Below are 14,155 nucleotides of genomic sequence, written 5' to 3' on the forward strand. Positions count from 1 at the left end.
ATGCCACGGCACGCGCCATGTCTTTTCAAGGGCTTGGATGCTTTACGAGAGGTTTCGCGACAGCTTCCGCCATGCAGAATCTGTCGCAGCCGGCAGTTTCTGCCGGGTCAGCCCTGCTCAGCCTTCCCGCCGCGCCAGTTCGCGAAGTCGCCCGCCACCTCCGAGAGCGTCGGGGCCTGCGCCTCGACGAAGGGCAGCGGCCGGCACACCGCCAGCGCCGCCAGCCCGATGCGTGCGGTGAGCATGCCGTTGATCACGCCCTCTCCCAGCTTGGCCGAGAGCTTGGCGGCGAGCCCCTGCCCCAGCACCTGCTGGATCACCGCGTCGCCCGCTGCCATGCCTCCGGTCAGCACGAGGTGGTTGAGCACCTGGCGGGCGAGCCTGAGCAGGCCGAGCGTCCCCGGCCGCCCAGCATAGATCCCGGCGATGCTGCGCAGCAGCCGCGCACAGGCCACCAGCACGAAAACGACATCCACGATCGCCCGCGGACTGACAGCCGTCACCAGGGAGACCCGGCGGGCCGCGATGGCGATCTGCGCCTGCGCCTGCGCATCCAGCGGCACCAGCAGGGTCCGTTCCGCGACGCTGAGCACGTCGCGCGGCGCGAAGAGTTGCGGCAGCGCCGCATCCAGCTCCGCGCGCCCCTTCGCTGTCTCCGCGCGCCCCTTGTAGAGACTCGCGAGGTCTCCCGCCAAAGACTTGGCGTCGTCCAGCGTTCCGCCGAGAAGCAGGCCGCTCGCCCGCTCGCGCAGCGCCTCGACCTTGCGCTCGCGCAGGATGTCGCGCAGCACCCGTCCAAGCATGACCAGGAGCGCGAACCCGGCCACCACCGCGCAGGCGAGCGCGGCATAGCCGAGCACGGGGTTCTGGCTCATCAGGCTCGTGACGGTGTTCTGGGCCCAGACGCCGGCCGCAAGCGCCAGAAATCCCGAGAGGCCTGCGACGAAGAGCGAGCCGAACGAGAAACGCCGCCTCGCGACCGGCGCGGCCGCGGCCTCGACGAGATCGATCGGCTCGCTTTCCGGCAGGACCGCGACATCGCCGTGGCCGAGGCGCAGCTCGCCTTCGGCTGCCGGCTCGCCGAGGCGGATCGCGCGTGGCGCCTTGCTCATGCTAGCAGCCTCCCCTCACGCCAACCGGTCCCCGATCAGGAACTCCAGTGCCCGGTCGAGGCGGATTTGCGGCGGCGGCTTCAGCCGCCCGCCGGCATCGGGCTCGACCAGCGGCGGGCGGAAACGCGGCGCCCTGACCTGCCAGTGCACTTTCGGGTCGAAGATTGCCTCGGCCCGCTCCGGCAGTTCCCCCGGGAAGATCGCCGCCTCCGCGACCCCGTCGAAGACCTGTCCGTCGATCTCCTCCCCGGCCTCGGGCACGCCGACGATGGCGGGCAGGTCCTCGCGCCCCTGCCGGATGCGCACCTCCTGCGTCGCACGCACCGCCGCCAGCGCCATTGCCTCGACCTGCGCGCCCGCGCCCTGCGCCCGAGCGGCCGCGCGCGAGACAAGTTGCCTCATCACCGCCGCAAGCCGGTCATGGCTGCTGTGATGGACATGGTCGGCTTTCGTCGCCGCGAACAGCACCTTTTCGATGCGCGGCGCGAACAGGCTGCTGAGCCAGGAATTGCGCCCGACGGAGAAGGCCGCGAGCGCCTGCCCCAGCGCTGTTTCGAGATCTGCCAGCGCCGGCGCGCCGGCATCGAGCGCCGCCAGCACGTCGACCAGCACGATCTGGCGGTCGAGCCGGGCGAAATGATCGCGGAAGAACGGCGCCACCACCACGCGCTTATAGGCCTCGAACCGCTCTTCCATCAGCCCCGCCAAGGTGCCGGGACGCGGTGCGCGGTCGTGCCCGAGATCGAGCGGGGCGAAGGTCAGCGCCGGCGAACCTTCGAGGTCGCCCGGCATCAGGAAGCGGCCGGGCGGCGTGACCGCCACGGCTTCGGGGTCCGCCCGCAGCTTGGCCAGATAGACCTTGAACAGTTCGCTCGCCGCCTCGGCCCTGAGCTCGTCCGGCAGCCCTTCCGGATCGTGGCTCGGCAGGTCGTCGAGCCAGGCCCGGGCCGATGCGCGCCGATGCGGCTTGCGGGCATCGGCCACTGCCTGCGCCGACCATGCCTTGTAGTCCTGCCCCATCAGGGCAAGGTCGAGCAGCCATTCGCCGGGGTAGTCGACGATGTCGAGCGTCAGCGTCGCCGGCCCCTTGAACCAGCCGGCGGCCCGCTCGTAATCGATCTCCACCCGAAGCTCCGAGATCCGCCGCGTCGAGTCCGGCCAGCGGCGCTCCTCGCCCGTCATCGCGGCGCGGTGCGCCTCATAGGGAAAGCGCGGCACGTCCGCATCGGGCTGCGGAGCAAGGCGCACCCGCGCGATGCGACCCTGCGCCGAGGCCTTCAGGACCGGCAGCTTGGCGCCTTCGATCAGGTTCTGGATCAGCGCGGTGGTGAACACCGTCTTGCCCGAGCGGGACAGCCCGGTCACGCCGAGCCGCAGCCGCGGCTTCGCCAGCCCGAGCAGGCTGTCGCCAAAGGCCAGCGCCGCGTTCCGCGCGCTGTCGAGATAGGAGGGATCGCTCACGCAGGCGCCATCAGTCGTCCGGCCCCTCGCCGAGCGAGGCCGGCGTGACGAAACGGTCCAGCCGTCCCCCGCGCCCGGCGACGTCGCGCCAGTCCTCGACCGCGAAGTCGAGGACCGCGAGCCCGCATGTCGGGTATTTCTGGCTCATCCGTGCGGCGGCATAGCGGTCGCCATGGCCTGTCAGCCGCTGCGCCAGCTCCTCGAAGCCGGGATTGTGCCCGATCATCAGCAGCGTCTTCACCGCAGGCTCGGTCTCCTGCACGACATCGAGCAGCGCCGAGGCCTTGGCCTCGTAGATGCGCGGCTCGTATTGGCTTGCCGGCTTTTCGGCCAACATCGGCGCCACCAGCTCCCAGGTCTCGACCGTTCGCCTGGCGGGCGAGATCAGCACGAGATCGGGCAGCAGGAGCTCCTCCGCGAGATAGCCGCCGATCAGCGGCGCGGCCTCGCGGCCGCGCGGCGCGAGCGGCCGGTCGCGATCGGCCACCCCGGCCGGCCAGTTCGATTTCGCATGGCGGAGCAGCATGAGGCGGAGCATGGGCAGAACCTAGCGATGCCACCGCCGATTTGCGAGGGGGTCAGTCGCCCTCGATCTCCGGCCCCGGCTCATAGCGCAGCAGATCGCCCGGCTGGCATTGCAGCACGTCGCAGATGCGCGACAGCGTGTCGAAGCGCATCCCGCGCACCTTTCCCGACTTCAGCTGCGAGACCTGCTGCTCGGTCAGGCCGATCCGCTGGGCGAGTTCCTTCGAGCGCATCTTGCGGCGCGCGAGCATGACATCGAGTTCGACGACGACGGGCATGAGGCCGGCTTACACGAAACTCTGATTCTCGTCCGACAGCCGGATCGCTTCCCGCAGCACATGACCGAAGGCGATCAGCGCGGCGCCCGCCGCCATGGCGGCGAAAACCCCGGGGTCGAGCGTGATCGCCAGATACCCATGCCCCGGCGGATTGTCGATCGTGATCGCGATGCTCTGCAGGGCACGAACCACCGGGGTGACGGCGCCGCAGGCAACCAGAAGCCAGCCCACGCGCAGCAGCGAGGTGGCGTTGTCATCGACGAGCACCCTGCCCTGACCGAAGGCGCGGAACAGCCTTCCCAGCCTCAGCATCGCCAGGACGAAGAGCAGCGCGGGAATCCAGGCGAGGCCGAACGCGGCCCAGTAGCCCCTCGGAGAAGGCGCGATCAGGGCGTCCCGCAGTCCGATCGTGCTGCGGGCATGATGGAGGAGCGCGTCGGTATCGGTCCAAAGCCAGACCAGGCCGACGACCATCAGCGCCCCGGCGGCGTAGCTGAAGGCACGGGCAAAGAGACTGACCTTGCGGAGGCGCATGGCGGCGTCGGGGGGGAACGTCGCAGCGGATTGGAGGTGCATTGACATAATGAATTCCTCGATTGACAAAATTAAAGTAAGAGATGAATTATTAGACGTCAATCGACGATTTTAAGAGATCCCATGCGCATCACTCCCTTCGCCGGCCTCCTGCTCGCCAGCCTCGCGGCCGGCTGCGGCCATGTTCCCCTGACATCCCTGCCGAAACTCTCGAGGATCGACATCCGCACGACGGAATTGTCGCAGTTGCGCGCGGGGATAAGCCTCCCGGCCGATATCCGGCCGCTGCCGGGAGGCGTCACCATGACCATCGTCGCCTTGCCGAAGGATGGCAGCCGCCACGAGCGCAAAGCCGTGCTGGAAGAAGTGCGTGATGCGACGGAACTCGCGTCGCTGCCGGTGCTGGCCGCGCCGGGACGGCGCTTCACCGTCTTCAGGCTGAACGCCGCGGACGCTGCGCGCCTGGGCGCGTTCCGCGAGGAAATGTTCACAGGTCCGCAGAATAGCGGCAATCGCGGCAGCCTTGCGCTCGGTGCCGACAAGGCCTGCCGCCTCGGCGAGCCTTCCACCAAGCCGGTCACCATGACCGGCTACCTCAGGACGTCGGAGACACGGGACTATGTGCCGGTGTTGCGCGACTTCGACCTGACGGAAGCCGTGCGGGCCATCGATCCCAAGGTCGATCTCGCCGCGGCGGTCCCGCCTTGCAAGGCGGCCCCGCCCCTCACCGCCCCTCCCGCCGCGCCATGAAGGCCAGCTTCTCGAACAGGCTGACATCCTGCTCGTTCTTGAGCAGTGCCCCGTGCAGCGGCGGGATGACCTTGCGGGGGTCGCGCTCGCGCAGCACCTCCGGCCCGACATCGTCGGCGACGAGCAGCTTCAGCCAGTCGAGCAGCTCGGAGGTCGAGGGCTTCTTCTTCAGCCCCGGCACCTCGCGCACCTCGAAGAACAGGCGCAGCGCCTCCTCCATCAGCCGTTTCTTGATACCGGGGAAATGTACCTCGACGATCTTCTGCATCGTCTCCGCATCGGGGAAGCGGATGTAGTGGAAGAAGCAGCGGCGCAGGAACGCGTCGGGCAGTTCCTTCTCGTTGTTGGAGGTGATGATCATCACAGGCCGCTGCGCCGCCCTGATCGTCTCGCCGGTCTCGTAGACATGGAACTCCATGCGGTCGAGTTCGAGCAGCAGATCGTTGGGGAACTCGATATCGGCCTTGTCGATCTCGTCGATCAGCAGCACCGGCCGCTCCGGCGCGACGAACGCCTCCCAGAGCTTGCCGCGCTTGATGTAATTGCCGATATCGCTGACGCGCGGGTCGCCGAGCTGGCTGTCGCGAAGGCGGCTGACGGCGTCGTATTCGTAGAGTCCCTGCTGCGCCTTGGTCGTCGACTTGATGTGCCAGGTGATCAGCGGAGCGCCGAGCGCCGCCGCGATCTCCTCCGCCAGCACGGTCTTTCCTGTTCCCGGCTCCCCCTTCACCAGCAGCGGACGCTCCAGCCGGATGGCGGCATTGACGGCCACCGTCAGGTCCTCGGTCGCGACATAGTTCTCGGTGCCGGCAAAGCGCATGGACGGTCCTTCTGGGCTTGAGGCGCGCAGGCTAGCCCATCGCAGGCCCGTGCGAAAATCGCTTTCTCGCCCCGCTCTCAGCAAATGCGGCTAAGCTTGCGTGCCGCAAGGCGAATTTCGCGCCTCGAAGCGATTCAAGGGTTGTGCCGGGAGGCCGCGAGCCGCCACTATCACCGCGCTCCCTTCAGCCTCGAATCGCAGGGTCCGGCCCCTTGGCCTCTTCAGTCGATCCTTCCGCCTACAAGGACGCCGTCGTCGTGCTCGCGACGGCCGGCGTCATCGTGCCGATCGCCAAGAGCCTGAGGATCAACTCGATCATCGCCTTCATCGCTTGCGGGGCCCTGCTCGGGCCCTTCGGGCTTGGCGGCCTCCTCGCCACGCTGCCGCTGCTGCGCAGCGTCACCGTCTCGAACGCCGAGGCCCTGGCCGGGCCGGCCGAGCTCGGCGTCGCCTTTCTGCTCTTCGTGATCGGTCTTGAACTCTCCTTCGAGCGCCTCAAGACCATGCGCCGCCTGGTCTTCGGGCTCGGACTCGGCCAGGTCGGCCTCAGCGCGGGCGCGATCGGCATCGTCGCCTATTCGCTGGGTCAGCCGGCGGCGGCCTCGCTCATCATCGGCTTCGGGCTGGCGCTGTCGTCGACGGCAATGGTGGTGGAACTGCTCGCCGCCAAGAAGCGCATGACAACCTCGGCCGGGCGCGCCAGCTTTGCCGTGCTGCTCTGCCAGGATCTCGCGGTCATCCCCCTGCTGTTCCTGATCGGCGTGCTCGACGCGCAGAACGGCGGCCGGGAGCTTCTGGCCGGGCTGGCTCAGGCCTTCATCCAGGCGGCGGTCGCCATTGCCATCATCGTGGTCATCGGCCGGCTCGCCTTGCGCCCGCTCTTCCGCCTCGTGGCGGCGAGCAATTCGAGCGAAAGCTTCATGGCGGCGACGCTGCTCACCGCACTCGGCACCGGCCTCATCGCCGCCGCCGCCGGGCTCTCGATGGGGCTCGGCGCCTTCATCGCCGGTCTGCTGCTGGCCGAGACGGAGTTCCGCCGCGCGATCGAGGTCACGATCGACCCGTTCAAGTCGCTGCTGATCGGCGTCTTCTTTCTCACTGTCGGCATGGGCATCAACCCGGCCGAGATCGCGGCGAATCCGCTGGCGATCCTGGCCGTGGCGATCGGCCTGATCCTGGCCAAGACGGGCATCGTCTTCGTGCTGGCCCGGCGTTTCCGCCTCTCCACCGCCACAGCGCTCGAAACCGCGATCATGGTCAGCCCTGGCGGCGAATTCGCTTTCGTGTTGCTGAACGCGGCCACCGGCGCGAAGCTGCTCGACCACAAGGCGAGCAGCATCGTCCTCGCCGCCGTTTCGCTGACCATGGTTGCCCTGCCCTTCCTGGCGCGCTTGGCCCGCAATATGGCGTCGAGGCTCGCCATCCCGGTCGCGTTGCCGGACGAGGCCAAGGTTCTTCCCCCCGACGACCGCGCGGCGCGGGCCGTCGTGGTCGGCGGCGGCCGCGTCGGGCGCCTTGTCGCCTCGATGCTCGAGGAGCACGGCAAGTCGCATATCATCATCGATTCGGACGCCGCGCTGATCACCGCCCAGCGCCGGGCCGGCCGCCCCGCCTTCTACGGCGACGCGACGCAGCCGGAGTTCCTGAAGCTCTGTGGCCTGGAAGAGGCGACGGCGTTGATCGTGACGATCGACAATGCCCGCGCCGTCGATGAGATCGTCCGCGCCGCGCGCGCCTTGAGGCCGGATATCGTCATCGTTGCCCGCGCCCGCGATGCGGCACATGCGCGCCATCTCTACGAGATCGGAGTCAACGACGCGGTTCCGGAGACGATCGAAGCCAGCCTGCAATTGTCGGAGGCCGCGCTAGTCGGGCTCGGCGTGCCGATGGGCCTTGTCATCGCCTCGGTGCACGAGCGGCGGGACGGCTTCCGTGCCGAGCTCAAGCCGGCTGGTGCTGCCGCCGAACGCGCCCTTCCCCGCCACGCCCGCTCGCGAAGGCTTTGAGCGGCGCCCCGCCGGCAGTCGTCAGTCCCTCCTGCGGCACGAAGCCGGCCTGCTGCGCGACACTGCGGATATGCCCGTAGAACTGCGCCGCGCTGGCATGCCAGCTGTGGCGGGACGCCAGCTCCAGCGGCAGCTCGCGCGGGATTCGCAGCGCCCGCATCGCCGCCTTGCGCAGATCCTCGTCGAGCACCGCTGCCTCGCTGCCCGCGAAGACGTCGCTCGGCCCCTGGACCGGAAAGGCCGCCACCGGCAGCCCGCTCGCCGCTGCCTCCAGCAGCACGATGCCGAAGGTGTCGGTCAGGCTGGGGAAGACGAAGACGTCGCAGGAGGCATAGATGCCGGCGAGATCCTCGCCCTCCCGCGTGCCGAGGAAATGGGCATCCGGATAGGCCCGCTGGAGATCGCCGCGTGCCGGCCCGTCGCCGACGACGACCTTGCTGCCCGGCAACCGCAGCGACAGGAAGGCGTCCAGGTTCTTCTCGACCGCGACGCGTCCGACGCTGAGGAAGATCGGCCGCGGCAGGTCGAGCAGGCTTTGCGGGCGCGGATGAAACAGGCCGAGATCGACGCCGCGGCCCCAGCGCACGATGTTGGAAAAGCCATGGCCGCTCAGCTCCGCCTCGACCGTCGGGGTCGAGACCATCACCGCGGAGGCCGGCGCGTGGAAGCGGCGCAGCAGCCCGTAGCTCCAGCTCTCGGGAATCGGCCAGCGCGCCGCGACATATTGCGGAAAGCGGGTGTGGTAGCTTGTGGTGAAGGGGCGCTTCTGCGCCAGGCAGACCGCCCGCGCCAGCCAGCCGATCGGCCCTTCCGTGGCGATGTGGATATGGTCCGGCGCGAAATCCGCGATCCGCGCCGCCAGTGCCCGCCGGGTGGCGAGCGCGAGGCGGATATCGGGATAGCTCGGCAGGCCGATCTGGCGGAAGCCTTCGGGCGTCAGGGCGGCGGCGGTGGCGCCGAAATCGGGCGCCGCCTCGATCATCCGCTCCAGCGAGCGCACCACGCCGTTGATCTGCGGCCGCCAGGCGTCGGTCGCGATCAGGACGCGCATCACGCCGCCTCGACGAGTTCCGGCCTGCGAACGGGGCGGGCGGGGACCACGACCGGCACGGCGGCCTCCCCCTTCAGCCGGCTCTGCGGCCAGCGGATCATCTCGAAGCGCCCGTCGTGATGCTCGATGAAGGCGGTGCAGCTCTCCACCCAGTCGCCGGTGTTGATATAGGTCAGCCCCTCGATCTCGCGATGGGCGGCGTGGTGGATATGGCCGCAGATCACGCCATCGGCCTGGTGGCGGCGGGCCTCGCTGGCGAGGCAGGTCTCGAACTCGCCGATATAGTTGACCGCGTTCTTGACCTTCTGCTTGGCCCAGGCCGAGAGCGACCAGTGCGGCAGCTTCAGGAAGCGCCGCACCTTGTTGATCGCCATGTTGAGCGCGAGCGCGACGGTGTAGGCCCAGTCGCCGAGCAGCGCGAGCCATTTGGCGTTGCGCACGACCAGGTCGAACAGGTCGCCATGGATGACGAGGAAGCGCTTGCCGTCCGCCGTCTCGTGGATGATGTCGTCGACGAGCGTGATGCCGCCGAACTGCAGCCCGGTGAAATCGCGCAGGAAGTCGTCGTGGTTGCCGGTAACGTAGATCAGCTTGGAGCCCTTGCGCACCTTGCGCAGCAGCTTCTGCACCACGTCGTTGTGCGTCTGCGGGAAATACCAGCCGCTCTTCAGCCGCCAGCCGTCGATGATGTCGCCGACCAGATAGATCTGCGGCGCATCATAGGCCCGCAGGAATTCGAGCACGAGATCGGCCTGTGCGCCGCGCGTGCCCAGATGCAGGTCTGAAATGAAGATGGCGCGAACCTGCTTCGCATTGTCCTCGTCGCTCATCCCGCCCGGCCCCAGTCGTTGCGATGCTTGCGGCGTGTGACCGATTTGCGTTGCGCTTTGATGACGGAGCCGGCAATCCGTGATCACCCTGGCGAGACTGGATACATGCGGCGGCAGGCCGCGGAACCTACGGAGAATATCGATGGATCTCGGAATTTCGGGCCGCACCGCGGTCATCTGCGCCTCCAGCAAGGGTCTCGGCCGCGGCTGCGCCGAAGCCTTGGCGCAGGCCGGCTGCATCGTGGTGATCAACGGCCGCAACGCCGCTGTCCTCGAGGCCACCGCCAGCGAGATCCGTGCCAGCACCGGCGCGACGGTGATTCCCGTGGCCGCGGACGTGTCGACCCGGGCCGGTCAGGACGCCCTGCTCGCCGCAGCGCCCCAGCCTGACATCCTGGTCAACAACAATGGCGGCCCGCCGCCCAAGCCCTTCCGCGAGGTCTCGCGCGAGGCCCTGCTCGAAGGCGTGGTCCAGAACATGGCAACGCCGCTGGAGCTGGTGCAGCGCGTGATCGACGGCATGGTGGCGCGCAACTTCGGCCGCATCGTCAACATCACCTCGGCGAGCGTCGTGACGCCGCTGACCGGCCTCGACGTCTCCTCGGCCGCGCGGGCCGGCCTGACCGCCTTCCTGGCCGGCGTGGCGCGCGAGGTCGCGGGCTCCGGCGTCACCATCAACAACATCCTGCCGGGCGTCTTCGACACCGACCGAATCAAGAGCTCCGTCGGCAAGATGGCCGAGATGCAGAACATCACGGTCGAGGAGGCCACCAAGCGCCGCCTCGCCTCAGTCCCGGCCGGGCGCCTCGGCACCCCCGACGAATTCGGCAAGCTCTGCGCCTTCCTGGCCAGCGCCCATGCCGGCTACATCACCGGCCAGAACTTCCTGATCGACGGCGGCGCCTTCCGCGGCACGTTCTGAACGGGTGGCCGACGCAGCCGCATGATGCTCGGGCTCGACCCGGGCATCCCCGGCAGGAATACGCTCCTGCCATCATCGTCACGGGTTTCTCGGGTCGAAGCCAAGGCTTCGCCCGAGAATGACACGACTGCCTACCGGCCCTGCGCAGTTCACGCTTCGCCGCCTCGCCTGGACATGGTCTAAGAACGGAACGGCTTCGCTCGAATCCGTCCTGCCCTCCCGCCGGCCCGCGCCTTGTCCCCCTTTCTCGGCATCACCTACAAGCTGCTCTCGGCGCTGGCGTTCACGCTGATGTCGGCCGGCATCAAATCGATCTCGACGCGCTATCCGACGGGCGAGATCGTCTTCGCGCGCTCCTTCTTCGCGATGATCCCGCTGCTGATCTGGCTCGCCTGGCGGGCAGAGCTTCCGGCGGCGCTCAAGACGGTCAATCTGCGCGGCCACCTCAAGCGCGGCATCATGGGCTCGACCGGGATGTTCTGCGGCTTCGCGGCCTTGCAGTTCCTGCCGCTGTCGGAGGCGGTCGCCATCGGCTACGCCGCCCCCCTGGCCGTCGTCGTGCTCGCGGCGCTGATCCTGAAGGAGCGCGTGCGGATCTATCGCTGGAGCGCGGTGACGATCGGCTTCGTCGGCGTGCTCATCATGCTCTCGCCGCATCTCGGCGCCGGCAGCCACGCGCTTGGGCCCAAGGCGGCGCTGGGCGCCGCGCTGGGTCTCGCCGGCGCCTTCTGCTCGGCCTTCGCCTCGGTCGAGGTCCGCCTGCTGACGCAGACCGAGCGCACCGGCGCCATCGTCTTCTACTTCATGCTGCTGACCAGCCTGCTCGGCCTCTCCACCATCCTGCTCGGCTGGCACGTCCCGGACCTGAAGGACGCGCTGACCATGGTGGTGATCGGCATCCTCGGCGGCTTCGGCCAGATCCTGATCGTCCAGGCCTATCGCTATGGCGACGCCTCGCTGGTCGCGCCCTTCGAATATTCGACCATGCTCTGGGCGGTCGCGATCGGCTGGTTCTGGTTCGGCGAATGGCCGGCCTCGACCATCCTGATCGGCGCCTTCATCGTGATCGGCTCCGGCATCTACGTCATCTTCCGCGAGCGCCAGCTCGGCATCGCCCGCCGCGCCCAGCGCGAAGTCGGCCCCAGCCGCATCACCTGAGCCGTCCAGCTTGCTCCTCGCCGCCGGAGCGGGCATGGTCCGTTCGTTAAAAAGATCGTTCGCGAGGCAGGCGATCCGGAACAGCGAGCAGGACGGTCAGAATGGGCATCGAGACCAAAGAGCGCGGCGGGCGGGAGCTGGAATCCGGCGCCCAGGTGATCTCCGGCCAGCTCGGCAAGACCATCCAGCGGCTGCGCAAGGCCTATAACTTCTCCCTGTCCGACCTCGCGGAGCAGTCCGGCGTCGCCAAGTCGATCATCAGCCAGATCGAGCGCAACGAGACCAACCCCACGCTGGCGACGATCTGGCGGCTGTCGCAGGCGCTCGACATCTCGATCGAGCGCGTGCTCTCCAGCGCCGAGGAAGAGCCCTTCATCGACAAGACCACCCGCGCCGACACGCCGATCCTCGTCTCGGAAGACGGCAAGCTGCGCCTCGCCATCGTCGGCTGGATCAAGACGGTCGAGTGGCTGCAATGGTACGAAGTCTCCGCGGAGCCAGGCGGCGAGCTCGATTCCGAAGGCCATCAGCGCGGCTCGATCGAATCGCTCTCGGTGACCTCCGGCGAGTTCGAGGTCGAGGTCGGCGACATCGTCCAGCGCGCCAAGGCGGGCGAAACCCTGCGCTACCGCTGCGACCGCCGCCACATCGTCCGCTGCGTCGGCACCGAGCCCGGAAGCGCGCTGATGGTCTGCATCCTCAAGGCGGCGGTGATGGAATAGTCGGCGGCCGCCGGGCGCTCGGCAGGCTCGGACGGTGCGCGGGTCATCCCGGACGCAGCGAAGCGGAGATCCGGGATGACCCGCGCTTTTCCTGAACCCACCCGCCCGCCAGACGAGGCCCCCCATGGACATCCGACGCGCCGGCTCGCAACCCTCCGGCAAGGGCCCTGCCGAGTACTTCACCGGCCAGGTCCGCATCGACCCGCTGTTCAACCCGCCGGACCCGGCCCGGATCGCGACCGCGCTCGTCACCTTCGAGCCCGGCGCCCGCACCGCCTGGCACACGCACCCGCTCGGCCAGACCCTGATCGTCACCTCAGGCTGCGGCTGGGCCCAGCGTGAAGGCGGCCCGGTCGAGGAGATCCGCCCCGGCGACGTGGTCTGGTTCCCGCCCGGCGAAAAGCACTGGCACGGCGCCACCGCGACCACGGCGATGACCCATATCGCGCTCCAGGAAAAGCTGAACGGCTCGGCCGTGGAGTGGCTGGAGCAGGTCAGCGAGGCGCAATACGCCGGAACAGCCAGCTGAACACAAGGCGACGCACAGCTCTGCGCCCGCCCGCGTTGTCGCGTTCGTTGATCGGTGAAGGGCAGCGGAGCGCCGCGAGGCGCAGGGGTATCGGGCCGCTTCCATTGAGCCAGGATGCGGCGCGGAGGGATTGAGCCACCCTCCGCACGCCCCGTGGCGCTCCGCTTCCGGCGATTTTCAAGCCACGGGCCGCGCTTGTAAGGAAGGCGCCGCGTCCGGCGTTCCGTCCGCCCGGCAGCGCTTTGGCCGCTGGCTCCGGGTTGCGGGAGGGGCCTGTCCCTCGCCGGCCCGGCACGGCCTGTTCACCACCGCGCTCGCGAAACCCTTCCGCGCCGCCTGTCCGTCCAGCGAGCTCCTCGCGCAGGGGCCGTATTACCCCCAGGGCGGTGCCCCGCGACCTCCCGAGTCCGGCTTGTGAGACCAGCCGCAGGCGCCGACCCGCCCCCACCAACGGCACACCTCCGGATGGCTGCCCCTCGGGGACGAGGTGATGGGAGATTAAGGGCGTGGCGGGAGGCGGGGATAAGTTTCATGCCGTGCCGAGGGCCATGGCCGGGCCTCGCCGACCATGGGGCAGTCTCCCGGCCTCAACCGCGTCGGCACGGACGCTCAGCCTCAAGGGCGGCTGACGGCCAGGTCCGCTACCGACCCGATGCGGTCACAGGGCGCTTTTGGGATCAACCATCATACCGACCGCAAAGATGATTGCCGCAAGTCTGCCTGGGCTTAAGATAATCAGGGCGGTTGACACGGCCGCAAGCACGAAAGCAGTGATCCGGGGATGTTTCGCCAATCCAAACCGCCCCTCCTGCGTTGTTGAAATACCCCATCTTAGGTAACAATGCCTAACTGCGCCGCGTTTCGACGCGGAATTCTGGAATGCGCTTGCGTCCCAAGGCATATTCTTCGATGTTTCAAAAATTAGATTCGCGAGTGCCAGATCACATGACAGACAATAACGACGTCGTCGTCGACCTCGTGGCTGGAATTGTTTCAGCCTACGTCGCGCACAACCGCGTGCCCACGGCCGACCTGCCCGGTCTGATCGCCACCACGCACGCTGCCCTGGTTGGGCTTGGCAAGGAACCTGCCCCGGTCGTCGAGGAAAAGGCTCCGGCTGTGTCGGTGCGGAAGTCCATCACGCCCGAGTTCCTGATCTGCCTGGAGGACGGGAAGAAGTTCAAATCGCTGAAGCGTCATCTGCGCACGGCTTACGACATGACGCCCGAGGAATATCGGTCGAAATGGGGGCTTCCCGCCGATTATCCGATGGTGGCGCCGAGCTATGCCGAGGCCCGCTCGCAGCTCGCGAAGAAGATGGGTCTCGGGAATCAGCGCAGAAAAGGCACCGCCCCGGCGGCACAGCCCCCTGCGAAAAGAGGCAGGCGGGCCAACGCTCAAAGCTGAGATTGCCGCGCCTGGCGCGGAGGCTGAATGGTGCTGACGTGATAGGGGGC

General features: G+C 68.3%; 15 protein-coding genes. 7 read left to right on the forward strand and 8 right to left on the reverse strand.

From position 1 onward, the window contains the following. Positions 1 to 107: 107 nt before the first annotated feature. The 5 genes from BW981_RS05395 to BW981_RS05415 are packed head-to-tail and all read right to left on the reverse strand — an operon-like array spanning position 108 to position 3,910. The gene (locus BW981_RS05395) at positions 108 to 1,112 is read right to left on the reverse strand and encodes a YcjF family protein (RefSeq protein ID WP_076437047.1); all 1,005 of its coding nucleotides are present in this window, start codon (positions 1,110 to 1,112) and stop codon (positions 108 to 110) included. Between the two features lie 15 nt (positions 1,113 to 1,127). Then, positions 1,128 to 2,531 (reverse strand): YcjX family GTP-binding protein, encoded by a 1,404-nt coding sequence (locus BW981_RS05400; RefSeq protein ID WP_244560256.1) that lies wholly within the window; start codon positions 2,529 to 2,531, stop codon positions 1,128 to 1,130. Between the two features lie 52 nt (positions 2,532 to 2,583). Continuing rightward, positions 2,584 to 3,111: a SixA phosphatase family protein gene (locus tag BW981_RS05405; protein ID WP_076437051.1), complete on the reverse strand. Its 528-nt coding sequence runs from the start codon at positions 3,109 to 3,111 to the stop codon at positions 2,584 to 2,586. Between the two features lie 40 nt (positions 3,112 to 3,151). Further along, a complete protein-coding gene (locus BW981_RS05410) occupies positions 3,152 to 3,376 on the reverse strand; it encodes a helix-turn-helix domain-containing protein (protein WP_076437053.1) in 225 nt (74 codons plus the stop codon). A 9-nt stretch (positions 3,377 to 3,385) separates the two neighbouring features. Next, on the reverse strand, positions 3,386 to 3,910 hold the full coding sequence (locus tag BW981_RS05415; RefSeq protein WP_175624054.1) for a DUF2975 domain-containing protein: 525 nt from the start codon (positions 3,908 to 3,910) through the stop codon (positions 3,386 to 3,388). A gap of 123 nt (positions 3,911 to 4,033) precedes the next feature. Between BW981_RS05415 and BW981_RS05420 the strand changes: the two genes are divergently transcribed. Next, positions 4,034 to 4,660, forward strand: a complete 627-nt coding sequence (locus tag BW981_RS05420) for a hypothetical protein (protein WP_076437057.1) — start codon at positions 4,034 to 4,036, stop codon at positions 4,658 to 4,660. Here BW981_RS05420 and BW981_RS05425 read toward each other — a convergent pair. Further along, complete coding sequence (locus BW981_RS05425; protein ID WP_076437059.1) at positions 4,635 to 5,480, reverse strand: AAA family ATPase; 846 nt, start codon at positions 5,478 to 5,480, stop codon at positions 4,635 to 4,637. The genes BW981_RS05420 and BW981_RS05425 overlap by 26 nt on opposite strands. A gap of 212 nt (positions 5,481 to 5,692) precedes the next feature. Here BW981_RS05425 and BW981_RS05430 point away from each other — a divergent pair, with 212 nt between their 5' ends. Beyond that, on the forward strand, positions 5,693 to 7,486 hold the full coding sequence (locus BW981_RS05430) for a cation:proton antiporter domain-containing protein (protein ID WP_076437060.1): 1,794 nt from the start codon (positions 5,693 to 5,695) through the stop codon (positions 7,484 to 7,486). Here BW981_RS05430 and BW981_RS05435 read toward each other — a convergent pair. Next, entirely contained in the window at positions 7,422 to 8,537 is a 1,116-nt protein-coding gene (locus tag BW981_RS05435) for a glycosyltransferase family 4 protein (RefSeq protein WP_076437062.1), read from the reverse strand. The two genes, BW981_RS05430 and BW981_RS05435, sit on opposite strands and share 65 nt — an antisense overlap. After that, a complete protein-coding gene (locus tag BW981_RS05440) occupies positions 8,537 to 9,367 on the reverse strand; it encodes a UDP-2,3-diacylglucosamine diphosphatase (RefSeq protein WP_076437064.1) in 831 nt (276 codons plus the stop codon). Before BW981_RS05440 ends, BW981_RS05435 begins: the two co-directional genes overlap by 1 nt. A 142-nt stretch (positions 9,368 to 9,509) precedes the next feature. Between BW981_RS05440 and BW981_RS05445 the strand changes: the two genes are divergently transcribed. The 5 genes from BW981_RS05445 (at position 9,510) to BW981_RS05465 (ending at position 14,105) form a co-directional block, all read left to right on the forward strand. Then, complete coding sequence (locus BW981_RS05445) at positions 9,510 to 10,289, forward strand: SDR family oxidoreductase (RefSeq protein ID WP_076437065.1); 780 nt, start codon at positions 9,510 to 9,512, stop codon at positions 10,287 to 10,289. Positions 10,290 to 10,523: 234 nt separating this feature from the next. After that, positions 10,524 to 11,447, forward strand: a complete 924-nt coding sequence (locus BW981_RS05450; RefSeq protein ID WP_175624055.1) for a DMT family transporter — start codon at positions 10,524 to 10,526, stop codon at positions 11,445 to 11,447. A gap of 101 nt (positions 11,448 to 11,548) precedes the next feature. Beyond that, positions 11,549 to 12,169 carry a helix-turn-helix domain-containing protein gene (locus tag BW981_RS05455; protein WP_076437069.1) on the forward strand — a complete coding sequence of 207 codons (621 nt, stop codon included), beginning with the start codon at positions 11,549 to 11,551 and terminating at the stop codon, positions 12,167 to 12,169. Between the two features lie 124 nt (positions 12,170 to 12,293). After that, on the forward strand, positions 12,294 to 12,698 hold the full coding sequence (locus BW981_RS05460) for a (R)-mandelonitrile lyase (RefSeq protein WP_076437071.1): 405 nt from the start codon (positions 12,294 to 12,296) through the stop codon (positions 12,696 to 12,698). A gap of 945 nt (positions 12,699 to 13,643) precedes the next feature. Next, positions 13,644 to 14,105 carry a Ros/MucR family transcriptional regulator gene (locus tag BW981_RS05465; RefSeq protein ID WP_076437073.1) on the forward strand — a complete coding sequence of 154 codons (462 nt, stop codon included), beginning with the start codon at positions 13,644 to 13,646 and terminating at the stop codon, positions 14,103 to 14,105. The last annotated feature ends 50 nt before the right edge of the window (positions 14,106 to 14,155 follow it).

It is taken from the genome of Allobosea sp. TND4EK4, assembly GCF_900156025.1.
Classification (GTDB): domain Bacteria; phylum Pseudomonadota; class Alphaproteobacteria; order Rhizobiales; family Beijerinckiaceae; genus Allobosea.